This window comes from Thalassococcus halodurans, assembly GCF_900108225.1.
GTDB lineage: Bacteria > Pseudomonadota > Alphaproteobacteria > Rhodobacterales > Rhodobacteraceae > Thalassococcus > Thalassococcus halodurans.
On record NZ_FNUZ01000001.1, the window covers coordinates 14,065 to 39,189 of the forward strand.

Consider the following 25,125-nt stretch of genomic DNA (forward strand, 5'->3'; position numbering starts at 1 on the left):
CATCCAAATTCATCGTGAGGTGATTGTTACCCGTCAGTCAAAGTGCCCTGATCAAGACGCACCTGCCTGTCCATCCGCGCAGCCAGTTCAAGGTTATGCGTCGCGATCACCGCAGACAGGCCAGTGTCACGCACAAGGCGCAAGAGCGCCTCGAACACTGTGTCAGAGGTTTCAGGATCAAGGTTGCCCGTCGGTTCATCCGCCAAGAGCAGCTTGGGCTGGTTGGCCATCGCGCGACAGAATGCAACGCGCTGCTGTTCCCCCCCTGACAAAGCGCCGGGGCGATGGGTCGCGCGGTGCGCGATACCTACGCTATCGAGCAATTGCATCGCGCGTTCGGACGCTTGCGACGACGGAACACCGTTGGCCAGCTGGGGCAAAACGATGTTCTCCAATGCGCTGAATTCGGGCAGCAGATGATGGAACTGATAGACGAAGCCCACCTCTTCGCGCCGCACCATTGTGCGGCGGCGGTTAGACTGGCCAACCATCGCTTCGCCCGCGATATCGACCTCGCCACTATCGGGTGTGTCCAGCAAGCCAGCGATATGCAGCAGTGTAGATTTCCCCGCGCCAGACGGCGCCACAAGGGCCACGACCTCACCGCGTTTAACGCTCAGATCGACATCGTGAAGAACCTGAACCTCGTTCGGCAGGCCTTTGTTATAGCACTTGGAAATGCCATTCAGTCGCAACACAACATCATTCATAGCGCAGCGCCTCAACCGGGTTCATACGGGCCGCCCGTCGGGCCGGAAAAATCGTGACAACAAAGGACAGCCCCAGCGACAGGAAGATAGCGGACAAGACATCGCTCAGGTTCAGTTTCGCGGGCAACTCATAGATGCCACGCACCGAAGGATCCCAAACGCCGCCGCCCGCGACGTAGTTCACGAACGAGAAAATCGGATCGATGTAGATCGCAAACAGGCAGCCCAGGATCACACCAAGGATCGTGCCAATGATGCCTGTGGCCGCGCCACAGATAAAGAAGACGCGAAGCACCGCGCCTTCGGTCAGGCCCATGGTGCGCAGAATGCCGATATCGCGACCTTTGTTTTTCACCAGCATGATCAGGCCCGACACGATGTTCATCGCCGCGATCAGGACCAGTACCGACATGATCACGAACATCACGTTGTCTTCGATCTCAAGCGCGCGCAGGAATCCGCCCGATGCATCCCGCCATGTCCAAACCATGGCCGAGGCACCGGCAGCGCGCAGGATCGGCAGGGTCAACTGATCAACGTTTTCGGGATCGTCGATCATCACCTCAATCTCGTCCGCCGCGCCTTCGCGGTTGAAATACAACTGCGCTTCACCAAACGGCATGTAGGCGCGGGTGCGGTCGATATCGTAGCGACCGGCGGTAAAGATATAGACGACTTCGTAATTCTTGACCCGCGGCGACACGCCAAAGGCCGTTTTCACACCGTCGGGCGAGATCAGCTTGATCGTATCGCCCAGCGCCAGCCCAAGTTCGCGGGCCACGCCAGAACCGATGGCGATGCCTTCGTTGAACCGCTCCAGCGATCCAACAGCGGTTTCAGGGTTGGCGATGCGCGGGATCGTCTGGATATCCGCTTCAGAAATGCCAAAGACCTCGATACCGGCATTGCGGCCCCGGGACGATGCCATGACCTGCCCTTTCACCAAGGGGGCCGCACGGATCACACCGGGAACCTCGGCGACCTTTTCGGCCATGGTTTCGTATTCCGCGATCGTCCGAAGGATTTGACCCTGTTCGTTCACTTCGCCAGCCGTATAGACGGTGACATGGGCGTTGGACCCAAGGATGGTATCCACGAATTCCGCACGAAAACCGGAGCGTACGGCCAAGGTCGCGATCAGGGCAAAGACAGCCAGAGTGATCCCGATCAGGCTGATCCATGTCATGACGCTGACGCCACCATCCGCGCGTTTCGCGCGCAGATATCGCCATGCGATCAGCCATTCATAGGCTGCGAAAGGTGCAGGTGCTCGGGCCATGTCTTGCCTTTATTATCCAATACACATTTGGCTGTGCTTGACGGGAAAGTGGCGGTTACGCCCCCTCTGGTCAAGGTATGGCTTTCTCTGATGGCGCTATAGCGCGATATGACCAAGGGGGAAAAGGACATTCACCGGCCCCCAATACCCCCATTGCGATGGGCTTCATTTCAGGCTTAAGTCGCGCCATGACTGGACCTAGATACACAAAACTCGCCCAAAGCCTGCCTGCCAACGTGCCTTTTGTTGGCCCCGAGGTGCAGGAACGCGACATGGGCAAACCGTTCCGCGCGCGACTTGGCGCAAATGAAAGCGTTTTCGGCCCCTCGCCCAAGGCGATCGAGGCGATGGAGCAGGCGTCCCACGACATCTGGAAATACGCCGATTCCACCAATTTCGCCCTGAAGAATGCCCTAGCAGAACAGATCGGGGGCACGCCCGACAACATCGTGCTCGGCTCTGGCATCGACGGGCTGCTGGGTGAACTCGTCCGCCTGTTGATCGAACCGGGTGATGCGGTTGTTACCTCGGACGGCGCCTATCCGACATTCAACTATCATGTGGTTGGTTTCGGAGGTGCACTGCATAAGGTGCCGTTCAAGAATGATCACGAAGACATCGACGCGCTGCTGGACAAAGCTGCCGAGGTTGATGCCAAGCTGATCTATCTGGCCAATCCCGACAACCCAATGGGCAGCTGGCACACCGGCGACGTGATCAAAGCCGCGCTGGATCGCATTCCCGACGGCGCGCTTTTGTGTCTGGACGAAGCGTACATCGAATTTGCCCCTGAAGGTACCGCGCCCGATGTAGCGCTGGATGATCCGCGCGTCATCCGTTTCCGCACGTTTTCAAAGGCCTACGGCATGGCCGGTGCGCGTGTGGGCTATGGGTTCGGGCACGTCGATCTGATCAAGAACTTTGACAAGATCAGAAACCACTTTGGCATGAACCGCGCCGCGCAAGATGGTGCATTGGCCGCCCTGCAAGATCAGGAATGGCTGGCGCATGTGCAGTCCGAAGTGGCTCGATCCAAGAACCGGATCGCCGCCATTGCGCAGGCCAATGGCCTGAGCGCCCTGCCCTCGGCCACCAACTTTGTCACCATCGATTGCGGATCGGACGGGGCCTTTGCCGTGGCCATGGTCAAAGCGCTGGGTGAGCTAGGCGTCTTTGTCCGGATGCCGTTCCAAGCGCCGCAAAACCGCTGCATCCGGATCAGCGCCGGCACCGATGCCGATCTGGACGTGCTGGAAGAGGCGCTTCCCAAAGCTCTTGCAAAAGTGAGGGGCGCATAACGCCCTTCCCCTTCTCATATTGCGATTCCCGCCTACACTGCTCTGAAACAGTCGGGTGTCGCGCATGCACAACCACCGGAAAGGATCAGCGCCGAACTACACCAATGCTGCCCTTGTGATGGGGCTGGTGAACCTGTTGTGGATATTCGGCGTGATCTGGGCGCTTTATGGTCTGCCAGTCGTTATCGCGGCAGGCTGGTGCCTCAACCGCGGAATTGATTGGATCGCATCACGACGCCGGTAACGTCGCCTGTGCAATAAATTCCGCCGCTGCGCCCACGCCGCCTGCATTGTGCGGAATATCCAAGGCCTTCAACCCGGCCTCGACCACCCCCAGCAGACCCAAAATCATGTGCGCGTTGACGTGGCCCATGTGACCAAAGCGGAAGAAGCCATGCCCCTTCGGATCACCCTCTTCCGACATGCCAAGGCCGATTCCCAGCGTCACGCCTGCGTTCTCGGCGCACCATGTCCTCAGACGTTCACCATGCGGAAAGCCAAGGCGCAGCGCGGTCACCGCGTGGCTGCGGTTTGCCGGATCGGCGATGTTCATCGTCATCGGACCACCGCTGCCCCAGACATCGACAGCTGTCCAAACGGCCTTTGCCAGTGTCGCGTGACGCTTCCAGATGTTTTCCATCCCCTCGTCATGAATGATGTCCAACGCTTTGCGCAGCGCGAACAGGTGATGCGTGGGGGCTGTGCCGCCGAAATACTGATAGAACATCTCGGGGTTGGCGCGTTCGGTCCAATCCCAGTAGCGGCTGACGCGCGGCATGGCCTTGCGCACTTCGGCCGCACGATCATTGAAGAAGGCGAACGCGATGCCCGGAGGCGTCATCAGGCCCTTTTGCGACGCAGTGATCGTCACATCCGCGCCCCAAGCGTCCATTTCATAGCGATCGCACCCCATCGACGCGATACAATCCACCATCAACAACGCCGGATGGTCAGCCGCATCAATGGCGGCGCGAACGGGTGGCACCTCGCTTCTGACAGACGACGAGGTATCCACGTGGACCATCAGAACGGCTTTGATCTTTTTCTCGGTGTCTGCCGCCAGCGCTTCTAACACACGGTTCGCATCGACGGGGGCTTTGGTGCCGAAATTGATGACCTCAAGCTCGATCCCCAGACCATCGGCCATATCGGCCCAGCCGTGACCAAAGCGACCCGTGGCAAGCACAAGCACCTTTTCCCCTGCCCCAACCGTGTTCGACAGCACCGCTTCCCATGCGCCATGACCGTTGCAAATGTAGATCGCGACATGCCCATCGGTTCGCGCGACCTTGCGCAAATCGGGAATGATCCCATCTACCATCTTAACCAGATCGCCTTCGTAGATGTTCGGGGCGGGCTGGTGCATTGCCTGAAGCACAGCATCAGGCATGACGGACGGGCCAGGAATGGCCAAATATGTGCGACCAGACGCAAGGGACATAGCAGTTCTCCGGGAAGGCCCAGACGGGCCGGACGTAATTTGATCAAACACTATCCGGATCGTTTCCGAGGTCAATCGCTGCAAGGCAACAAAGCACACAGCGCAACGTCTTTTTGCGAAAACGGTTTTCCCCAACCGCTTTCCACATTAAACCGCGCGAAAGATTTCGGGATATCCTGTATGATTGGCAAACTTTGGTCAAAGCTCGACGATGCTGAACGGCGCCTGCGCCGGTCTTTCGGCATGGATATCGAAAGCAAGTCGGGACGCCGTTGGGCCAAGCTACACTATCACGTCTTTGACCACGCCTTTCTGCGCAGTTTCTGGACCAATTTTGACGAGATCGGACCGGGCGTTTACCGGTCTAACCAGCCTACGACTGGCCGGTTTGAAACCTATGCCGAGATGGGCGTGAAAACGATCATCAACCTGCGCGGTGAAGACAAATACTCATACTACCTCTTTGAAAAAGAGACCTGCGACCGGTTGGGCATGAAGCTGATCGATATCAAGATGTGGGCCCGCATGGCGACTAAGAAAGCCCGCATTCTTGAGGCGATTGAAGCGATAAGAACGTCAGAAAAGCCATTGATTTTTCACTGCAAATCTGGCGCTGACCGCACAGGTCTGATGGGGGCCGTGTACAAACTCGTGTTCGAAGATGCCACGGTCGATGAAGCGCGCAAGCAATTGGGCCTGCGATATATCCACCTGAAGCAGACCGCGACGGGGATTCAGGATTACATTCTAGACGTTTACGAGGCACGCCTGAACCTTGAAAAGATCAGCTTCGAGGATTGGATCCGCCACGAATACGTCGGCAAACAGTTGCAGAAGGGATTTGACGAAAAGATCAAACCCGCCCAACTTGCCAAGCAGCTAATGACAGACGCGGCATGAAGAAACGAGAGCACATCGGCAAGGCGCCCGACACGACCGCGAAAGAGCGGTGGGACCTGATGCTGTGGCTGTGGAAGTCTTATCTTTCATATCATTGGCCCCTGCTGATCCTTGCCCTAATCTTTATGGCCATCGAAGGCGGCATGTTCGGTGCGCTCAGCTATATGATGAAGCCGATGTTCGACCGCGTTTTTGTGGGCGGCGAAACAGACTTGATCAAATGGATCGGCCTCGCGTTCTTTGCCATCTTTGCCATCCGTGCCATTGCCAGCGTCGTGCAAAAGGTCGTTCTGGCCAAGGTATCCCAGCTGAGCGTCGCGCATCTGCGCAAGGATCTGGTCGCCCATCTGATGACGCTGGATATTAGTTTCCACGTGGACTACGGCCCCGGTTACCTGATGCAACGCGTGAATGGCGACGTGGATTCCGTCAACAAGGTCTGGCGGTCGATCATCACCGGCGCGGGGCGCGATATCGTCGCCCTGATTTCGCTGTTCGGCGTGGCGTTTCTGATCGATTGGAAGTGGACCGTGGTCGCCCTGATCGGTGCGCCTTTGCTGGTTCTGCCTGCCCTCTTTCTTCAACGCCATGTGCGCGGCACGTCCCGCGCGGCGCGGGATATCAACGCAAACGTCTCGGCGCGTCTGAACGAAATCTTCTCGGGCATCATTCCGGTCAAACTGAACCGTTTGGAAGGCTACCAGTCCAAGCAATACGGCAAGCTGGTAGACCGCTTTGTCAAAACAGAGGTCCGGTCTATCGCCGGCCAAGCCGCCATTCCGGGGCTGATCGACATTATGTCGGGCGTCGGTTTCATGCTGGTTCTGTTTTACGGCGCGAACGAAATCATCGGTGGCGAAAAGACCGTCGGCGACTTCATGGCATTCTTCACCGCCATCGGCCTTGCGTTTGAGCCCCTGCGCCGTTTGGGGGCCGTGTCTGGTATCCTTCAGGTCGCCTCGGCTGGTCTAGAACGGATCAAGGAACTGCTGGATATGCAGACAGCCCTGATCGAACCCACGACACCTGCGGCATTGCCCAAAGCCTCGCCCACTGTTGTCCTGACCAACGCACAGGCACAGTACGGCGACATGCCCGTCCTGAAAGGCGCGAACTTTACAGCCGAAGCTGGCAAAGTGACCGCGCTGGTCGGTTCCTCCGGCGCGGGCAAATCCACAGTCTTCAACCTGCTGACCCGTTTGATTGACCCGACAGATGGCAGTGTGACCATCGACGGCACCCCGACAACGGACTTCACGAGCGGCGATCTGCGCAAGCTGATCTCGGTCGTCACGCAAGACGCGATGCTGTTTGACGAAACCCTGCGGGAAAACATTCTGCTGGGCCGCAAAGACGTGTCGGACGAGCAACTGCAAGCCGTTCTGGACGCAGCCCACGTCAGCGACTTTATCCCGCGTCTGTCAGATGGCCTCGAGACCGAGGTCGGGCCCCGCGGCTCGGCCCTGTCTGGCGGTCAACGTCAGCGCGTGGCGATTGCCCGCGCCCTGCTCCGCGATACCCCTATCCTTCTGCTTGACGAAGCCACCTCGGCGCTGGACGCACAGTCCGAAGCCGTGGTGCAGGAAGCGCTGGATCGTCTGTCAGAGGGCCGCACAACGCTTGTCATCGCGCACCGTCTGGCGACCATCAAGAACGCCCATAAGATTGTCGTGATGGATCAGGGCGTGGTCGTCGATGAAGGCACCCATGACGAGCTTCTGGCCCGTGGCGGCGTGTATGCCGAACTGCACAAGCTGCAAATGTCTCAGGGCTAAGCACCCTTGCCTTAGGCACCGCACAGCCCGATATAAAACCCAAGCGAATTGCGAACGAGGTCACGATGCCCCTGAACAGAACTGTTTTCCGTTTGTCCGGCGAAGATGTCAGGGATTTCTTGCAAGGCTTGGTCACCAACGATGTCGCCAAACTGGATCAGGGCATGGTCTATGCCGCGCTTCTGACACCCCAAGGAAAATTGCGCAGCGACTTCTTTTTGCTGCCTGACGGTGATGATGTGCTGCTGGATGTGGCCAGCGCCAATGCCGATGATCTGCAGCGCGCGCTGACCATGTACAAACTGAGGTCCAAAGTGACGGTTGAGCGTACCGATATCACCGTCGCACGCGGTTTGGGTGACGTGACCGACGGTGCATATGCCGACCCCCGCGACCCCACGCTGGGATGGCGTGCCTATGATGGCCGCGAAAGCGACACAGGCGTTGACTGGGACTCGCTGCGTGTCACTGGTGTGGTGCCCGAGACAGGCATCGAACTCACGCCGGAAACCTACATTCTGGAAGCAGGCTTTGAACGGCTGAACGGCGTTGATTTCCGCAAAGGCTGTTACGTGGGCCAAGAGGTGACCGCCCGGATGAAGCACAAGACCGAGTTGAAAAAAGGTCTGGCGCAGGTGCAGGTTGGCGGCAGCGCCGAGCCCGGCACCGCAATCGAAGCAGACGGCAAGCCGGTCGGAACGCTTTACACCAACACGAATGGCATCGGCATCGCCTACCTCCGCTTTGACCGCGCCACGGGCGATATGAAAGCTGGTGAGGCGACAGTTAAGCTGAGCAATTCCTGATCCTACAGCCGTTTGGCCAACCTGTAGAAGTCAGACGCGGCCCCAGCGCCTTGCAACAGGCTTTGGGACGCATTGTTGAATGCGTAGTGGGTTGCCACCCATTCCGAACAACCAGCCAACTGTGCCTGCATTTCAAAAAACCGGATCATGCGCCGCGCCACACCACGACGGCGACAAATCGGATCAACATAAATTTGGTCCAAAGTCGCGACTTTTCTCGGATGGCGCAAAACATCGCCAGGCCGGCCGTCGACAAGCCACAAAAGGTAGGCCCGCGCGACACCCTCTGTCCGGTAGACGACCGCCTGTGCGCCTGTCGCGAGTTTGTCCCGCAGAAAGCCCTCTAGATCGGCGACAGTCACATCGCTACGAAATCTGGAAGGAATCTGCCGTGCATGCAGGTCGTTCAATGTGGCAAGCATGGCAGCTATTGCCGAAAGGTCCGCCTCTTCGGCGATATCAACACAGGTCTGTTTCATTAAAAAAGCCTCTGACTTCCGCCAGAGGCTTTTGATTTCAATGCGCATGCCCCCAGCAATGGGGGATATGCGCGCGAACCCCGGTTAGGCGCGCTCGGAATATTCCATGGTTTCTGTGTTCACGATGATCGCTTCGTCCTGCGCGATGAACGGCGGAACGGTGATGCGAATCCCGTTGTCGAGGACAGCAGGCTTGTAGCTGTTTGCCGCTGTCTGGCCCTTAACGACCGGCTCTGTTTCGACCACGGTGCAGGTTACTTTCTGCGGAAGAGTCGCGTTCAACGCTTCTTCTTCGTAAAATTCTACGACAATTGTCATGCCGTCCTGCAGGAAAGGGCGACGATCGCCAAGGATATCTGCCGGCAGTTCGACCTGATCGTAGGTCTCTGTATCCATGAAAGTCAGCTGGCCGTCAGTCTCGAAAAGGAACTGCATGTCCTTCTGTTCAAGGCGGACGCGCTCGACCTTGTCAGCCGACCGGAAACGTTCGTTCAGCTTGGATCCGTTGCGGAGATTTTTCATCTCAACCTGCGCAAAAGCCCCACCTTTTCCGGGTTTCACGTGGTCGACCTTTACCGCTGCCCACAGACCGTCATTGTGTTCAAGAACGTTGCCCGGGCGGATCTCGTTACCGTTGATTTTTGCCATTTGTTTAAACCTTGTCGAAAGGTTGAAGAAAGTTTGATCGTTCCTATATCTGGTCGGTAGCAACGCTGCAAGCAAAGCATATGGGGTTATGACTGGCGGCAAGCTATGCGCTATTTGCAGATCAGGTATGCATTTTGAGGCTATCAGAATCAAACCGAATAGGTCATAAGCCCCCTTACGCCGAAAAACACAAGACCAATAATCAAAGGACGAAACATGCGAGATTTCGTTGATGGAACGGCCTTCAACGCAGAACAGGGCAACCGCGCACGCAAGCTTTTTGCGGCTGTGGTTCTCGCGGCTCTGGACGATGCAATTGCCGACGACAAGAAGTATGGAAACGGCCCTGAACAGATCGCGCGTTGGGCGCGTTCGCGTGACGGTCGTGAAGTGCTGACTTGCGCGGGCATCGACCCGAATGAACGTGTTGTGAGCGGCCTTATGGAATTCGTTTCCAAAGGTGTTCGTACCTCTGTTGCGCTGTCGCGCGAAGAAAGCGAACGTCGCAACGCGGCTCAGCAAGCCGAAGCTGCCTAAATCCCTGTCTAAACTAGACGACCAAAACACTTGAGCGCGCCCATCGGGGCGCGCTTTTTCATTTTCGCTACAATTTTTTAAAACTTATTCGAATTCCTGGCTCATCAGAGCGCGGTGGATTTCCTGACGCACAAGCTTGCGGACGCTTCGCGTGATGCGCTCACCCAGCTTGCCCTGAAGCTCTTGTCGGACGATTTCCGTCACCATGCTGCGCAACATCTCTTCGTCTATGTAAGCGCCCATTTCGGGGTCTGAGGGCGCTTCCGTCTCGGCCACCTGCTCCGGTTCCGGCTCTGGCATAGGTTCGGCAGACATTGCTGCTGCCTCTTCTACCGAAGCATTCTCGAAGGCCGCCATGGGGCGCGAAGAAAACGATGCATCTTCCCATGGCAATGACTCGCCAAACTGGCGCTCATAGGCGGCGTTTTCGCCTTCATCTTCTATATCGGTCGCCCATTCAGAGTCGCGGGACGATACCATCGCCTCCAACTCGGCGATTTTTTCCTCAAGGCTTTGCGCGCGCTCGACGTCTTCTGGAGTGACGTCCGCTTCCTGCTCTGGCTCAGCGGTGTCCTGAGACGGCAGCGCATTCAAAACATCCTCGATGGAAATCTCGTCTTGCGGTTCGTCGTCTTCCCAAGCGTCATCAAGCTTGGCCTCGGCCTCGGTTTCCTCTTCGGCAGAATCGTCCGCGACGTTTTCAAACAGAACCTCGGCAGCTTCGGTTTCTGCTGTGTCCTCCAGCCACTCATCCGAGTCGCTGGTGTTTTCAAACTCTTCGCTGTGGTCTTCTTCGTCGGAATCGTCCCCGCGCTGCGCATCGATCTCGCTTAACGCGGCGGCCAATTCTTCTTGAATGATATCAGAGATAACGCTGGCCTCAGCAGGTTCATCCGCCTGCCCTTCGTCATCAAATGCGACGTCTTGATCGCCGGAATCTTCTGCCTGGTGTTCGCCATGCTCAACGTCTTCCGAAGGCTTGAAAGCTTCTGTCAGAAGGATCGGCTGAGGTTCGGCGGCGGCCTCTTCCTGAGGCATGTCATCCATCACGCGCTGTGCAGGTGTCAAAACAAGACGCCCCATCTGCTGCGCGCGGTCGTCATCTGACTGCGCGTCAGGCGCCCGTTTCGGCGCAGCGTCGTCCGACACCAACCGGCGGATAGACGACAAAACGTCTTCGATTTCAACGTTCGTCACGGAATTCGACATGCCTGATACCACTCTGCCCTGTGCCAGAGTTTAGCGTGACACCTTAATTCGCACAACAGATTGTAAAAATTCTATTGTTTTCCAAGGGCACGGAGGACACGGTTCAGGTCTTCACCCTGCTGGCTAGCGACCGGCGCGTCTTTTACAAGGTTGTAATAGACACTCGGGTCATAGCGCTGCACAGGCAGGTTCAGACTGTCAGCCGTCAACGATCCGATAGCAGCCAGCACCGAATACGCCGCGATAAACTCATCAACGCCTGCAGAAATCAGGGTTGTGCGCGCATCCAGAAGTTCTTGTTCAGCGTCCAGAACATCAAGCGTGGTGCGGGCGCCCAGCGATGCTTCTTCCCGTGTGCCGTCAAACGCGATCTGGGCCGCACGCACCTGATTCTGGCCTGCGCTGATTGCGGCGCGAGCCACAGCCAGTTGCGCATACGAGTTCGCGACGTTCTGCTGAATCGCCGTCGTGGTCTGCAAAAGAATCGCACGGCGCTGATCACGGTTTGCCATGGACTGGCGCACCAAGGATGACAGACGTCCGCCCTGATAGATCGGGCCCTGCGCACTTAGCGATACAGAACCGCCAGCGGTGTATGCGTCACTATCCAGATCATCACTCAGACCATAACGCCCGGACAATGACACAGTCGGCTTCATCGCGGCCTGTGCGATTGCGATATTCAGTTCGGCCACGGTGACCTGATGCTGGGCCGCTTTCAGGTCGGGGTGATTGCGAACGGCAACCGACATCGCCTGATCAACAGAACCGGGCAGCGACGGCCTGGACCGCGGGGCCTGAAGCGGGCCGGTATGCTTGCGACCGACAACAGCCGCATATTCCTGCTGCGCAACCGCAAGCGAGCCCTGCGACGCAGCCAGCGCTGCACGGGCAGCAGCCAAGCGCGCCTCGGCCAGCGAAACATCTGTGCGGGTGACTTCACCAACGTCAAACCGGTCCCGTGCGGCGCGAAGTTCACGGGTGATCAGGCGCAGGTTGCTTTGACGCAGTTCCACATCCTGACTGGCGCGACGCACTTCGAAAAACGCGGATACGGCGCGCAAGAGAACCTCTTGTTCGACCCCGACAAGAGCTTCTCGCGTGGCAAGAACCGCCTCTTTCGCGGCATCGATGTTCAGCTTGGTGGCGCCGAAGTCGTACAGCGTCAGTTCGGCCGTCAGGCCGATGTTGGCCTCGTTATCGGCGAACCCCACTACTGTCCCTGTGGTGGTTCCCGAACGACCAAAACTACGGGTCACATCCGCAGACCAATTCAGGACAGGACGCAGGGCAGCCACGGCTTGCGCCACGTCTTCATCCGCAGCACGCAAAACCGCGCGATTTTGTTCAAGCAAGCCTGATGTATTGTAGGCCCCGACAAGCGCATCAGCCAACGTGTCGGCCTTTGCGACGTTACCAAAGGACAGTGCTGTGCACCCCGCCAGCAAAATCCCCACCCAGTTACGTCGTCCCATCAAACGCCTCCAGTTTCAAAATCACTGACGGGCATGCTAGCCCACAACAAAATATACCCGTTACAGGGCGAATGCAGTCTCTTTCGCAAAGCCCGGCAGGACCGGCGCACTTGCGTTAAAGGAAAAACGCCAAGTGACGCGACCGTCCTGTTTGTAACCGATCCGGACAACGCCCAGACGGTCTTCCATGAACAGGCATGCGATGCGTCCGCCGTCTTTCAACTGGTCCGTCAAAGTCTGCGGCACCTCTTCTACGCCACCTTCGATGATAATAACGTCGTAGGGGCCATGATCCGTCGCGCCTTCTGCAAGCGGGCCTGTATGAGGGATCACATTGTCAGCGTTGACCGACGACAGCAGCTCGGCACTCTCGCCAGCCATGTCTTCATCTTCCTCGACGGCAACAACCGCTTCGGCCATCGCGGCGATAACGGCGCTGGAATAGCCATAGGCCGCGCCCACATCCAGAACCAGTTCAGAGCCATCAAACGCCAGCGCATCCAGCATTTTGGCGAATGTTCTGGGCTCCAACACGACACGGCCACCACCGAGTTCGACATTCTCGCTGATATAAGCGGCTTCGACCTTGTCTGACGGCACGAACTGTTCGCGCGGCACAGAGAGCATGGCAGAAATAATGGGAAACTTGGTGACATCAGACGGGCGCACTTGCGTGTCTACCATCATTTGCCGGCGGCTGGCGTAGTCAGTCATAGCTAAACTCATCCGTTCAGATTGCTTCCTAAGGTTTTGACACAGATGCACGCGGTCAGCAACGTGTCGAAAGCGGAATCTGGGCACAAAGCGGCAATAAGTCCGGCAATGACCTGATTGGTCACCTGCCGGACTTCAATTTTGGATAAATTTTCTGAAATTAATGGGGTCTGCGTGCCTTACGACCTGCCTGCATGCCCGTAGCAAATCCGTCCAGAAGACGGATGTATAAATCAATGTCAGAATGTCTTGTACGTTCCACGTCGTGCGGCACGTGCTCTGGCGGTTTCGCGATTACCGACGCCATCCCAAGCCCCGCTAACCCAAAGCCGGTATAGGCCAGACCAATGATCAACGCGGCCTTTGCTGCTCCATAAGCGGCAACAAGAGCAATCCAGCCCGCGACAGTCAGAAATGCCATGCCCACAAGCAGGCACAACGCGGCCCCTGCCCCAATGCCAGCGGCACGAAACGCCCGCGAAATGCGGGCGCCGATGCTCTCTTTCCGAGCCACGTTATTTCTTCCCCACGACCAGACCAGCAAGGAAACCAGCACCTACTGCAAGACCCAAGGCCAGACCGGGCTTCTCACGAACGGTTTCAGTGGCCTGATCACGGACGTTGGCGGCATATTCGGCAGCGACCTCAGCCTGCTGACGCGCCTTCACGGATGCCTCTTCAACTTGGGCCTTGGCCGCAGCGCTCACGCCATCCTTACCCTTGGTGCCGATATCGCCGATCAGCGACATGATATCCCGCAGATCCGAGCGCAGCGCGTCCACATCGTCTTTCAGGCTGTCAAATTCGGTTTGGGCAGTTTTCGAAGTAGCCATTTTTTCGTTCCTCAAATGTGTTCGTTGAAAGAAGAACGCCGGCCCCGCAGGAAAGTTCCCGAAAGAAGAAACAAGAAATCCACAACTACCCGCTTGACGCCCCCGCGCCGACGCCATAACAGGAAGGCCACTTCGGCGAGTTGGCGGAGTGGTGACGCAGCGGATTGCAAATCCGTGTACACCGGTTCGATTCCGGTACTCGCCTCCATAAATCCGGCCCACACGCTTGGATTTGTTTCGAAATCACCCCCTAATACACAACGCAAACGCTGCATATTTTTGCGTCGTATCCCGCTATCCACCATAGCCTTCAAAAGAAAAACGGAGCGCCGTTTCCGGCGCTCCGATCACACTTGTTAAACCGTTAAACTCAGGCGAACAGGAAGGCATCCACGTTCAGCATGGCGGCTTGGAACTCTGCGCTGTCGGCGTCGTGGGCGAAACGTACTTCGTCGATGGTGCCGAAGTTGTTGTATTCATCCAGCGCAGACATGATGTCGGATCCGGCTGAGATACCGTTCTGTTCGTGGTTCCAGACGCTGTTTTTGCCTTTCATCGGACCATTTGAATTCACATCGTACCATTCAATGGCTTCGGCCAGCCACTCTTCAGGGCTGTCGAGCGCAATATCAGGTGTGGTGTCCTGGTATCCGTTCCCTGCCCGCATGTTGAGTTCGGTCGCGATGGCATGACGCAGGAGATCCGCATCTTTTGAACCGTAGCGACCACCACTTTGCTCAAGAATGGCCCAAGCGTCTTTGAGGGTAATTGCATACTCACCCTCGCCCAATACACCGTCGCCGCCATTCATATGGTCACCGATGATGAAGATACCCTCGTCGACCTCTGTTGCGCTGAGTAGCTCCTGATCCGGGAAGTTATCCGTATCCGACACGTGCGGTTCGTTGCCTTCGATGCCATCCCAATACAGCTGCAGCTTGGGCGAATTGCCCCAGCCCCCCGGTGTGCGAACACCCGGACCATCACTGATCAGACCGAAGTAATGGGCACTGTCGGTATCGGTGACACCTTCTGCGGTTGTGACCGTCGCGTCGTTGCGATGCTGGTCCGCCGTCAGCACGTCGGTATATTCGACGTAGGCAACTGCACCGACCGCAAGATCATCGAATTCACCATCGCCGTCTTCGTCGGTCAGGCCGATCAGCGTCGGAACTGTGACTTCGGAATGGAAGACGCCTTCGACGTACTTCAGATCTTCGATGGTCACATCAGTCAATGAGATGTTGCCGGTGTTTGTGACTTCAATTCGGAAGGTCACTGTCTCACCCACGATATCCACTTCCGGCCCTGTCGGGCTGTCCGCATCAACAAAGGCGCCGCCGTTGACCGAGATCAGCTTTTCGATGTCGACATTGGGATCATAGTCGAAGTTCGAACATTCGGTGTCCGAGACGCTGCCATCAAGTTCAACTGCTGTCGCCGTGACGGTGTTTTCAAAGTCGCACTCATCGTCTTGGCCGTCCTTGGTCGGATCCTGAGCGTCCAGCATCGCCTGAGTGACGATCACCGTCTCAATCGGCTCCAACGTTACGCTGCCGCCAACCTCAATCGCGTCGATGGTGGTGGAGTAGCCGATGGTGGCGTCCTCAACCAAGACCTCGGTCAGGGTGATATTGCCAAGGTTCGACACCTCGAACGAATAGCTGATGTAATCGCCAGCCGTTTCGGCGCGTTGGTCTTCGTCCAGGCTGCCATCTTCGTTGTAGATTGTCGCGACTTTGGTAATGCCCATGTCCGGTGCGTAAACGACATCGACTTCTTCACTGTCGTCATCGCTGACTTCGACAGCGCGGGCTTGCCCCACGGCTGTGGCGGTGTTGTCGATGTCGCCATCGCCGCCGCCGTAGCTGTCCAGATCCGCCTGCGTCACGGAGTACTGCAGGTCTGCTGCAACACCGTTCTTGTCCAGTTGACCATTCGCAATCGTAAACGATGCGTCCGGCGCAAGCGATCCGTCATAGGCATAGCTCAGCCCCGTCAGAGGATCGGTCACAACGATGTCCGTCAGTGTCTGGTTGCCGGTGTTCGTAACGATTATGCCATAAGTAATGACATCGCCTTCAGCATCGGCAGCGGTCAAACCGGTACCATCGCCACCGACATCCACGACCAGCTTGTCGATCTTGATATCCGGAAGTTCCTGAATATCGACCTCTTCGCTGTCTGACACTTCATCAGTCTGGTCACTGTCTGCCGTGGCCGTGTTGTCCACGTCGCCATCACCATCAATCAGACCCAGATAATCTACGCCGTAGCCGTCGATATCCGCCTGCTGAACAATGTAGCTGGCCTGAACCGTGCTGCTGGCGCCGACCGCAAGGTCACCGACAAGAACATCAGTCTTGGTCAGCGGATCGACAACAGTCACGCCTGTCAGCGCCACTTCGCCTGTGTTGGTGACGATGATGTCGTAGTAGATCACATCGCCCGCGGCGAGCACCGTTGTCTGTGTCGCGCTGTTGTTGATCGACGTGACTTGCTTGTCAATGGCCAGAATGGCGCGGTCGATATCGTGATCGTCGCAGACTTTTTCACCCTCTACCGGTGTCGCGCAGGCGACGTTGGTCAGATCGTTCAGACCATCATCAAACATCTCTTGCGTGATGGTCGCGGTATAGCTGAACGTCCACTCTTCGCCGATATCCAGCAGGCCGTCTTCGTCAATATCGCCCATCGCGGCGCTGGTCGCGTCACCGTTTGTGTAAAGCGTCGCGGCAAAGCCACCTTCACCGTCAAAGCCTTCATCGACGACGCTGGCAATCGCCTGCGCGTGATTGGCATCTTCGTCCGCGCTGATGGTGATCGTGTAGGTAACCTCGGTTCCGCCATCGTCAGGACGGCTGACATAGGTTGTCGTGCTCGTCTTCTCGATATCGATGCCGCCGATCAGGGTGATGTCGACCTCTTCGCTATCCGACACTTTATCGGTCTGGTCACTGTCAGCCGTGGCGGTGTTGTCCACGTCGCCATCACCATCGACCACACCGAGATAATCAATGCCATTGCCGTCGATATCCGCCTGCTGAACGGTGTAGCTGACATCAAGGGTCGCGCTGGCACCCGCTTCGATCGAGCCGATGTTTTCATTCAGGCCCGTCAGCGGGTCAGTGACGATGACGTTGGTCAACGTCTCTTCGCCCGTGTTGGTGACAGTGATCTGATAGTTGATCACATCGCCCGCATTCAGAACCGTCGTGTTCGCCGCATCGCCATTGATGTCTTTCACAACCTTGTCGATAGCAATGATCGCGCGGTTAAGATCGTGTTCGTCGCACGCCTTGATGCCATCGGCTGTCACCGCGCAGGCGACGTTGGTCAGCCCGCCGATGTTGGCATCAAAGTCCTCTTGCGTGATCGATACCGTGGTCGAGAAGCTCCACTCCTCGCCCACATCCAGAAGGCCGTCACCATCCTTATCGCCCGTGACCGCACCTGTGCCGTCATAAAGCGTGATGTCGTCAGAGGCATCGGCTGGCGTAAAGTTATCGTCGATCGCGCTGGTGATGGCCTGCGCGTAGTTGCCGGTGTTTGTGAGTGTGTAGGTATAGGTCACATCCGCCGCGCCGGCGACGTAGGTCGTGTCAGACGTCTTATCCAGCGCAATGCCACCGATCTGTTCAATCGGGACATCCGCGTCATCCGAAACTTCCCCGGTTTCGTTAGTGTCGGCTGTGGCGATGTTTTCAATCGTGCCATCGCCGTCGCCGTTGGTATCCAGATCACCCTGCGTGGCGGTGTAAGAGGCTTCGAAACGCCATGTTTCGCCTGCCTCGAACACATCATCGCCATCGCCAGAGACTTCTTCCAGATAAGCAACCGTGTCTGCGATCGTGTCGATAACCTGTAGACCCGTCAGATCCAGATCACCCGTGTTGGTCACATCGATATGGTAGATGACCTCTTCGTCAGCCGCGTCCACGACCAGATGGGACGTCGAGCCATCGACAGAATAAACCACCTTGTCGATAGACAGATTATAGCGGTCGATGTCGTGGCCATCGCAGTGGAACGTATCCGGAGTGTAGGCGCAGGCGATGTTGGTCAGACCACCCAGGTTGTCGTCGAACATTTCCTGCGTGATGTCCACATCGCGCGAGAACGTCCATGTTTCGCCGACATCCAGAAGCCCGTCGCCGTCGGTGTCCCCTTCGGCCACAATACCGGCCGAGCCGTCGTACAACGTGAAATCATCCGACGTGTCGCCAATGATGAACCCCTGATCCACCACGCTGGTGATTTCCTGCGCGTAATTTCCGGTGTTCGTCAGCGTAAAGTCATAAGTGACCGTGGTCGCGCCATTGATCGTAACGGTATCGCTGGTCTTGATCAGGTTGATACCTTCTTCCAGCTCAATCAGGACAGCCTCGTCGTCGCTGTCCGAAACTGTGTCATCCCCGTATTCGCCGGTCGCAGTGGCTGTATTGTCGATATCGCCGTCACCACCGCCGTTTCCGTCAAGATCGTCCTGCGTTGCGGTGTAGACCACATCAACGTCATCGCCGTCACCGATAGTGACCGTTTCACCCACACCTAACGCGCCGATCAGGTAGTTGGTGCCTGTCAGGGGATCTGTCACTGTGACGTTGCTCAGGGCGACATTGCCGTCGTTGGTCACAACCAGATGATAGGTGATTTGATCATCCGCTTCGTCAACGACTGCCGCAGCGCCATCGCCGCCAACGTCCATGACGACCTTGTCGATCACAATCGAAGGGTTGGGAATGAAGTTACCAATGTCCTTGGTAACGAGTTGACCGCCATCGGTGATCGAAGCTTCCCAATAGGGACCGAATTCATCCACGCCATCATAGTTCGTCGCGATATAATCCGCGTTCTCACCAGTCAGTTCTTCGCGAATGATAATGGGCTCGGAACTCGTCGCGATACCGGTCAGCGTGTAGTAGCCGTTCTCGTCAGTGACATCGAACTGTTCGTTGTTGAATTCGTCGAACACCTCGCCGTCATCAACGATGCCGTTCAGGTTCGTATCCCACGTGTCCAGCTGACCGTCGTTGTCGGCATCGTGGTAAATAACGATCCCCTCCAGGCCCTCTTCACCCGCGTCCTGAATTCCGTTCGAGTTTTCATCTTCGAACTTTGTGCCTGCGATCAGGCCCGCTTCTTGCTGATTGAATTCTTCAAAACCCGCGTTCTCTTCCCAAGGCTCTTCGCGCCCCATCTCGGTGTACAGGTAGAAATACGTGGTCGCAGGATCGAGACCCTCGAACTGGCTGACGGGGATGTAGATCGCGTAGTCGTCGGTGCCTGATCCGGTGGACTCTTCGGACAAGAACAGCGTGTTATCTTCTGTTCCGTCCAGATCGTAGATAAGGTTCTGGGTTTCAAGCGTCGCGAGGTCTTCGATCGTGCCGTCGGTGGATGTGTAGATCTTGAAGGCTTCCATCGAGATCTGGCTTTTCGCCGCCTCGCCCTCTTTGTTGTTTTCGTTCAGATCAAGACGGATTTCGTAGTACTCGACGCCGTCGATCCAGACCGTTGTCAACGACCCCAAGAGGATCGCTTCGGACTTTGATGCGTCCATGTTCGAGTTCGACGGATCAATCGAGCCACTATCGTCAGAGTTGAACCCGGCAATCGTGCCATCATTGTCGTTCAAGGCCAGAAACGTATCGTAGTTCCCTGTACCGGAACCGATGTTTGCGGCGTCCTCGAAAATAACGCCATCGACCGTGGTACTGTCACCAGGGTCCGTAATATCATAATCAGCCATAATATGTCCCCACACGCGCTGCTCAAAAACAGCCCGACATTCTTTGCCTGTACGGTATTGACGAGAGGTGCAGTTTTTTAAGTATTCAAAATATTCAGGATTAAATTATCGCGGAAACCCAACCCGCGCACCATTCATCAACTTGCCTTTAGGCGCCAAAAGCACCCGAAATAAAAATCTAAAAATATGCGTTCCATTAACGCTTAGTCGTCAACAGTGTTAGCTTTGCATCCACATTCTGTCAATTTACAGCGACAAACTGATCGCAAAGAAGCCAGCGGCAGCCAAGTTTCCAAACTGCTGAAAAATCAGACACAATGCATCCCAATTCCATGATGGAATGCATATCGCAGGCTTCGTTTTTTGACCATTCGATCCAAAAGATTGCCAAAAAATCCAATTAATCGGCATCTTTAAATTTTGAGCATCTAATTCTTGGATTTACGAACAAGTGCCTCTAGCACCCATTGATAAAACGTTCAGAACTTCAATTAAAAATTGCATTCTTCTACACATATAAAATCCAGAGACGCATAAAAACTTTTGGGATTGACCCACAGATAGGCCAGAAGATTCACATCCCAAGATTGTAATCACCTACGACCAACCTCTCCATTCGCGCGAAACACGGCACGACGAACACGGTATGATTCTACCTGCCCCCACCCGCACATCAGATTGACAGGTGGCGCAGCACACAGAAATGGGACTATGCCGATTGAAGGGTGCCCGTCTGAACAGACAAGCAATCCACCTTGACGCGAGCGCTTGGGAGGCGTCCAATCATGAGGATACACACCACCTATCTTACGGATCCCTAATGCTCGAAATCCTGAAAGACCGATCCTACCGGCATCTCTTCCTCGCTCAGTTGGTCGCGCTTTTGGGCACGGGCCTTGCCACCGTCGCATTGGGGTTACTCGCATTTGATCTGGCAGGCGAAAGCGCAGCCATGGTTCTGGCGACCATCCTGACGCTGAAAATGGTGGTCTACGTCACAATCGCTCCGGTCGCAGGTGCCTTTGCCGGACGGTTTGAACGACGCAAATTGCTGGTGGTTCTGAACCTGATCCGCGCCGCCGCAGCCGTTTGTCTGCAATTCGTAACCGAGGTATGGCAGGTCTACATCCTGATCATTTTCCTACAATCCGCATCGGCGGTGTTCACCCCGACATTTCAGGCGACAATCCCCGACGTTCTTCCGGATGAAGAGCAGTACACGAACGCGCTGTCGATGTCGCGACTGGCTTATGACCTTGAAAACATCATCTCTCCGACACTCGCGGCACTTCTTCTGACGTTGATGAGCTCGGGATCGTTGTTCTGGGGCACCGCGATCGGGTTCATGGCCTCGGCCTTTCTGGTCTTGTCCGTGGTGCTTCCCAGCCCGAAGCCTTCGACCGAAAAAAGCGTTTATGCGCGGACGTTCAGCGGAATTCGCATTTATCTGGCGACGCCACGCCTTCGCGGGCTGTTGGGGTTGAACCTGTCTGTCGCCGCAGCTGGTGCGATGGTGCTGATCAATTCAGTCGTTCTTGTCCGTTCTCAGCTGGGTTTGGGTGAAAGCGCATTGGCGTGGACCCTGTTTGCCTTTGGCGCAGGGTCCATGATCGCTGCACTTGTGATACCGAAACTTCTGAAGTCCATCGCCGATCGCACCGCAATGATGACTGGCGCCGTGATCATGATTGTCGCCCTGCTGTCTTTGACCAGCTATATCCTTGCAAACGGGCTAAACTGGCCTGTTTTGCTGTTGGCATGGCTGATCGTTGGCTTGGGCTATTCCACGGTTCAAACACCCGCCGGACGTCTGCTTCGTCGGTCTGCACATGCAGAAGACCGTCCTGCCCTGTTTGCCGCGCAGTTCGCGCTTAGTCATGCGTGCTGGTTGGGAACCTATCCTTTGTCAGGCTGGCTGATGACAGAGTTCGGCACGGTGCCTGCGCTGTTGGTACTGGCTGCTCTGACGGTTCTTGGGCTTGTGATTGCGATGATCGTCTGGCCTGCTGCCGATCCTGTCTATCTTCCCCACCAGCACACGCACCTGCCGCCGGACCACCCGCACCTTGAAAGCGGCGTTCGCCATTCGCACGCCTACGTCATCGACAACATCCACCGCCACTGGCCGGATGCGAACAAGAACGCAGACTAAACCGATGCCTCAACTGGCCTTCTCGGGGGCTATCGGCAGTTCAATCCAGACGGCGTATTTACCGTAGGCGTCCTTTTCGATGCCGACGCGTCCGTGCATGGCACGCACGTGGGTGCGCACGATCGCCAGACCAACCCCTGCGCCCGAAATCGTACCGTTTTCCGCGGACAGCCTTTCAAAAGGACGGAACGCACGGACCACGTCGTTTTCATCAAAGCCAGCCCCTGAATCGATAAACATCAGGCGCAGACATTTTTCATCGACCTGATGCGCGGTCACGTGGACCCAGCCACCCTCGGGGGCGAATTTGATACCGTTGGTCAGCAGTTGCTTGACGACCTCGCCAAGCCGCTCCGGATCGGCAAGAACCTTTTGTGTCCGGTCGAAATCACAACTGACGTCCAAATCCTTGGCCTCGGCTTTGGGCAAAAGCTTGGCGATCTGGACGGAAATGATCTGGGTGGTATCGACGGGCTGAAGTTCGTCCTCGGACGCCTCGTTGGTGAGTGATGCAAAGGCCAGCATGTTTTCGACCATATCGGCGATCTGACCGCCTGCCTGACGCACCATTTCCATCCGCTCGGCCAGAGCTTTGGGGCTGATCTCGCGTCCGTGCTCGGCGTCTTGCTGGGTCAGGTCCGAGAACCCGATGATGGCGTTCAAAGGTGTTTTCAGCTCGTGGCTCATCGAACGAAGGAAGGCTGACTTTGCCTCGCTCGACACAACTGCGCGCCTACGGGCAACGGCCAATCCGCGCGAATAGCTTGAGAAAACAGAAGCAAAATAGCTCATTTCGATCATCACCAAGATAAACACCGTCATCGCCGACAAAGGCGCGATGATCGTTCTGGCCTGCTCTTCCCCGATGACGAAACTGTCGTACAGACTGTAATCTGTGTACCAGCCGACGAACCAGAACGTGATCGGCACGCAAACAAGCGAGATGACAGTATTCCTGTCCCGTCCCAACGAAAACATCAGGAACGGCATCGCGCAGGCAGGGGCAAACATAAAGCTGATGTAGCCCATCGGATGCACCAGAAAGGTCGCCCAAAAGGCCCCAACATTGGCGATCAGAAACCACGTGATCCGGGCAAGGGTATGGGCGTTCATCCGGTGCAGGATCATGCCTGATGTAAAGCCTAGCCCGACCAGTGCTGCTGCGGCCACAACGGCCCAGGACTTCAAAAACAATCCAAGGGCAATCCAGAGGATCGCCAAGGGCAAGGCAACACGAACGGATGCCCGCGAATGCGAGATCCGGGCATCTTCCATGCCTCTGGGTCTATGTCGGCTCATGGTCGTGATCGGAGTGCCTGCGGTATGTTGCCGTCTTGCTCAATATAACGGCACCCGACAAATATGTGTTGTGACCGTTCGGATAGGTTCACCTAAAAAGTTACGTCGGCACGGAATTTTTCAAGAAATTAATGTCGACAAGATTGGCAGATTTTCTTTTATTGTCGACAATCCGTGCGATTTGCGACACTTTCACACGCAATGGGCCCTTGCCCGTTCTTGTGAAAACCACCAAACACCAACCGATATCTTCAACAGTACCAGTGTTCCTATGCTCGACTTCGCTCTGACTGACCTATTGCTCATCCTTGCCGGAGTGATCGGCACGGCCATCATCGCTGGCATTCTTGCGGGCCTTTTGGGGGTCGGTGGCGGCATCGTTCTGGTACCTGTCCTGTTCTGGGTGCTGTCGATCACCAATTTCCCACCGGAACTTTCGATGCATATGGCCGTCGCCACGTCTCTGGCCACAATCATTTTCACCTCGATCTCGTCTGCGCGGGCACATGACAAACGCGGGTCAGTTGACCGGTCACTGTTGAAGCTATGGGCACCCGGCATCGTTCTGGGCGCGTTGAGCGGCGGGCTTGCTGCGAAATACATCAATGCCGATGGGCTCAAAGTGATCTTTGGCGGTTTGGCGCTATTGGTGGCGATCAACATGGCAACGCCCAAGACGCTGGTCATCCGCGATGACCTCCCCGGTAGCCGATTGGTCAACGGGGTGATTTCCTACGTCACAGGCGTGTTTTCCGCCCTGATGGGGATCGGAGGCGGAACACTGTCTGTGCCCTTGCTGGTGGGTTTCTCGGTCGAGGTACGCCGCGCTGTGGGCACTGCATCGGCCTTTGGCTTTCTGATCGCTGTGCCTGCAGTTTTGGGGTTCATCTATGCTGGCTGGGGCCTGTCGGGCCGACCGCCGCTGTCCTTGGGATACGTCAACATCGCAGCGGCCTTGGTCATCCTGCCCTTTACCGTTGGCTTTGCACCCTTGGGCGCAAAGATCGCGCATTCGGTTGATACCAAGTGGATCAAGCGCGTGTTCGCCGCGTTCCTTGCCATCACTGCGATCCGGATGTTGATGTCCGCGCTGGGATAAAAACCGGCGGTTAAGCGGGTATAGTCGACAGAACTTCTTGCGCCGCAATCGTCAAATGACGGCGCAGCGCCTTGGATGCTGCGCGTGTATCGCGTTCGATGATCGCTTCGACGATTGCCTGATGTTCGATGCAGGACTGCATGACGCGTTCTTTGGATTGCAGCTGCTTTTTCCGGAACGGTGCAAGCTTCAGCCGAAGCTGATCAGCAAGTTCGGCGATATCGCGGTTCTGGGTACCCTTATAGATCATACCGTGAAATTCGGTGTTCAGCGCAGAGTATTCAGTCGTATCGCCGGACTTCGCAATCTCGCCCATCTGTGCATGCAAGGCTTCAAGTTTGCCGCGATCTCCGATGCTCATCCGTTCGGCGGCAAACTGGCCGCAGAGCGCCTCAACCTCGCCCATGGCTTCGAACATTTCTTCGATCCGGTCGCGCGTAATGTTCACCACAATCACCCCGCGATAGGGCACGCGTTCAGCCAAGGATCGTGCGACCAGCGTATGCAGCGCTTCGCGGATGGGCGTGCGCGATACGCCAAAGCGTTTGGTCAGGCTTTGCTCATCCAGTCGCGCCCCCGCAGGGATAGTGCCCATGACGATCTCGGCCTCAAGCTCGGACGCAATGGCGGCCGAGCGCACGTTTTTGGGTGCGCCGTCGTCGGGGAATTGTGCACTGGAATCGGAGTTAGAAGTCATACTGGTCTACTTTAAACTTTTT

21 protein-coding genes and 1 tRNA gene are annotated in these 25,125 nt (G+C 56.5%); 9 read left to right on the plus strand and 13 right to left on the minus strand.

Annotated features, from left to right (window positions below; translation table 11 throughout):
- Window positions 1-26: 26 nt before the first annotated feature.
- Complete coding sequence (locus C4S59_RS00085; RefSeq protein ID WP_103908449.1) at window positions 27-710, minus strand: ABC transporter ATP-binding protein; 684 nt, start codon at window positions 708-710, stop codon at window positions 27-29.
- Window positions 703-1,989: a lipoprotein-releasing ABC transporter permease subunit gene (locus C4S59_RS00090; protein WP_103908450.1), complete on the minus strand. Its 1,287-nt coding sequence runs from the start codon at window positions 1,987-1,989 to the stop codon at window positions 703-705. The genes C4S59_RS00085 and C4S59_RS00090 overlap by 8 nt, the downstream gene beginning before the upstream one ends.
- A 188-nt stretch (window positions 1,990-2,177) precedes the next feature.
- On the opposite strand from C4S59_RS00090, the gene C4S59_RS00095 reads away from it, so the two are divergent.
- Window positions 2,178-3,287, plus strand: coding sequence for a pyridoxal phosphate-dependent aminotransferase (locus tag C4S59_RS00095; RefSeq protein ID WP_103909359.1), 1,110 nt, complete (start codon window positions 2,178-2,180; stop codon window positions 3,285-3,287).
- A 64-nt stretch (window positions 3,288-3,351) separates the two neighbouring features.
- On the plus strand, window positions 3,352-3,531 hold the full coding sequence (locus tag C4S59_RS00100) for a hypothetical protein (RefSeq protein WP_103908451.1): 180 nt from the start codon (window positions 3,352-3,354) through the stop codon (window positions 3,529-3,531).
- On the opposite strand, the gene C4S59_RS00105 is transcribed toward C4S59_RS00100, so the two are convergent.
- Entirely contained in the window at window positions 3,517-4,728 is a 1,212-nt protein-coding gene (locus C4S59_RS00105) for a pyridoxal-phosphate-dependent aminotransferase family protein (protein WP_103908452.1), read from the minus strand. The two genes, C4S59_RS00100 and C4S59_RS00105, sit on opposite strands and share 15 nt — an antisense overlap.
- A 180-nt stretch (window positions 4,729-4,908) precedes the next feature.
- Between C4S59_RS00105 and C4S59_RS00110 the strand changes: the two genes are divergently transcribed.
- The 3 genes from C4S59_RS00110 (at window position 4,909) to ygfZ (ending at window position 8,209) form a co-directional block, all read left to right on the plus strand.
- Complete coding sequence (locus C4S59_RS00110) at window positions 4,909-5,628, plus strand: fused DSP-PTPase phosphatase/NAD kinase-like protein (protein ID WP_103909360.1); 720 nt, start codon at window positions 4,909-4,911, stop codon at window positions 5,626-5,628.
- Window positions 5,625-7,403, plus strand: coding sequence for an ABC transporter ATP-binding protein (locus tag C4S59_RS00115; RefSeq protein ID WP_103908453.1), 1,779 nt, complete (start codon window positions 5,625-5,627; stop codon window positions 7,401-7,403). The genes C4S59_RS00110 and C4S59_RS00115 overlap by 4 nt, the downstream gene beginning before the upstream one ends.
- Window positions 7,404-7,468: 65 nt before the next feature.
- On the plus strand, window positions 7,469-8,209 hold the full coding sequence (gene ygfZ, locus C4S59_RS00120; RefSeq protein WP_103908454.1) for a CAF17-like 4Fe-4S cluster assembly/insertion protein YgfZ: 741 nt from the start codon (window positions 7,469-7,471) through the stop codon (window positions 8,207-8,209).
- A gap of 2 nt (window positions 8,210-8,211) precedes the next feature.
- Here ygfZ and C4S59_RS00125 read toward each other — a convergent pair whose 3' ends face one another.
- Entirely contained in the window at window positions 8,212-8,688 is a 477-nt protein-coding gene (locus C4S59_RS00125; protein WP_160006683.1) for a GNAT family N-acetyltransferase, read from the minus strand.
- 84 nt (window positions 8,689-8,772) lie between these two features.
- A complete protein-coding gene (efp, locus tag C4S59_RS00130) occupies window positions 8,773-9,336 on the minus strand; it encodes an elongation factor P (protein WP_103908456.1) in 564 nt (187 codons plus the stop codon).
- Between the two features lie 216 nt (window positions 9,337-9,552).
- Here efp and C4S59_RS00135 point away from each other — a divergent pair, with 216 nt between their 5' ends.
- The gene (locus C4S59_RS00135) at window positions 9,553-9,873 is read left to right on the plus strand and encodes a DUF6280 family protein (protein ID WP_103908457.1); all 321 of its coding nucleotides are present in this window, start codon (window positions 9,553-9,555) and stop codon (window positions 9,871-9,873) included.
- A gap of 84 nt (window positions 9,874-9,957) precedes the next feature.
- On the opposite strand, the gene C4S59_RS00140 is transcribed toward C4S59_RS00135, so the two are convergent.
- The 5 genes from C4S59_RS00140 to C4S59_RS00160 form a co-directional block, all read right to left on the minus strand.
- Window positions 9,958-11,082, minus strand: coding sequence for a hypothetical protein (locus C4S59_RS00140; RefSeq protein ID WP_103908458.1), 1,125 nt, complete (start codon window positions 11,080-11,082; stop codon window positions 9,958-9,960).
- Window positions 11,083-11,153: 71 nt separating this feature from the next.
- Window positions 11,154-12,557, minus strand: coding sequence for a TolC family outer membrane protein (locus C4S59_RS00145; protein ID WP_103908459.1), 1,404 nt, complete (start codon window positions 12,555-12,557; stop codon window positions 11,154-11,156).
- 60 nt (window positions 12,558-12,617) lie between these two features.
- Complete coding sequence (locus C4S59_RS00150; protein ID WP_103908460.1) at window positions 12,618-13,271, minus strand: protein-L-isoaspartate O-methyltransferase family protein; 654 nt, start codon at window positions 13,269-13,271, stop codon at window positions 12,618-12,620.
- Between the two features lie 160 nt (window positions 13,272-13,431).
- Window positions 13,432-13,785, minus strand: coding sequence for a phage holin family protein (locus C4S59_RS00155; protein WP_103908461.1), 354 nt, complete (start codon window positions 13,783-13,785; stop codon window positions 13,432-13,434).
- Between the two features lies 1 nt (window position 13,786).
- On the minus strand, window positions 13,787-14,104 hold the full coding sequence (locus C4S59_RS00160) for a DUF883 family protein (protein WP_160006686.1): 318 nt from the start codon (window positions 14,102-14,104) through the stop codon (window positions 13,787-13,789).
- Between the two features lie 134 nt (window positions 14,105-14,238).
- On the opposite strand from C4S59_RS00160, the gene C4S59_RS00165 reads away from it, so the two are divergent.
- Window positions 14,239-14,312: transfer RNA gene (locus C4S59_RS00165), tRNA-Cys, on the plus strand.
- A 162-nt stretch (window positions 14,313-14,474) separates the two neighbouring features.
- Here C4S59_RS00165 and C4S59_RS00170 read toward each other — a convergent pair.
- Complete coding sequence (locus C4S59_RS00170; RefSeq protein ID WP_103908463.1) at window positions 14,475-19,856, minus strand: beta strand repeat-containing protein; 5,382 nt, start codon at window positions 19,854-19,856, stop codon at window positions 14,475-14,477.
- Window positions 19,857-20,676: 820 nt separating this feature from the next.
- Here C4S59_RS00170 and C4S59_RS00175 point away from each other — a divergent pair.
- Window positions 20,677-22,008 (plus strand): MFS transporter, encoded by a 1,332-nt coding sequence (locus C4S59_RS00175; RefSeq protein WP_103908464.1) that lies wholly within the window; start codon window positions 20,677-20,679, stop codon window positions 22,006-22,008.
- Between the two features lie 9 nt (window positions 22,009-22,017).
- On the opposite strand, the gene C4S59_RS00180 is transcribed toward C4S59_RS00175, so the two are convergent.
- Window positions 22,018-23,283 (minus strand): sensor histidine kinase, encoded by a 1,266-nt coding sequence (locus C4S59_RS00180; RefSeq protein ID WP_160006689.1) that lies wholly within the window; start codon window positions 23,281-23,283, stop codon window positions 22,018-22,020.
- A gap of 295 nt (window positions 23,284-23,578) precedes the next feature.
- On the opposite strand from C4S59_RS00180, the gene C4S59_RS00185 reads away from it, so the two are divergent.
- Window positions 23,579-24,406, plus strand: coding sequence for a sulfite exporter TauE/SafE family protein (locus tag C4S59_RS00185; protein ID WP_103908466.1), 828 nt, complete (start codon window positions 23,579-23,581; stop codon window positions 24,404-24,406).
- A gap of 10 nt (window positions 24,407-24,416) precedes the next feature.
- Here C4S59_RS00185 and C4S59_RS00190 read toward each other — a convergent pair whose 3' ends face one another.
- On the minus strand, window positions 24,417-25,103 hold the full coding sequence (locus tag C4S59_RS00190) for a GntR family transcriptional regulator (RefSeq protein ID WP_103908467.1): 687 nt from the start codon (window positions 25,101-25,103) through the stop codon (window positions 24,417-24,419).
- Between the last annotated feature and the right edge of the window lie 22 nt (window positions 25,104-25,125).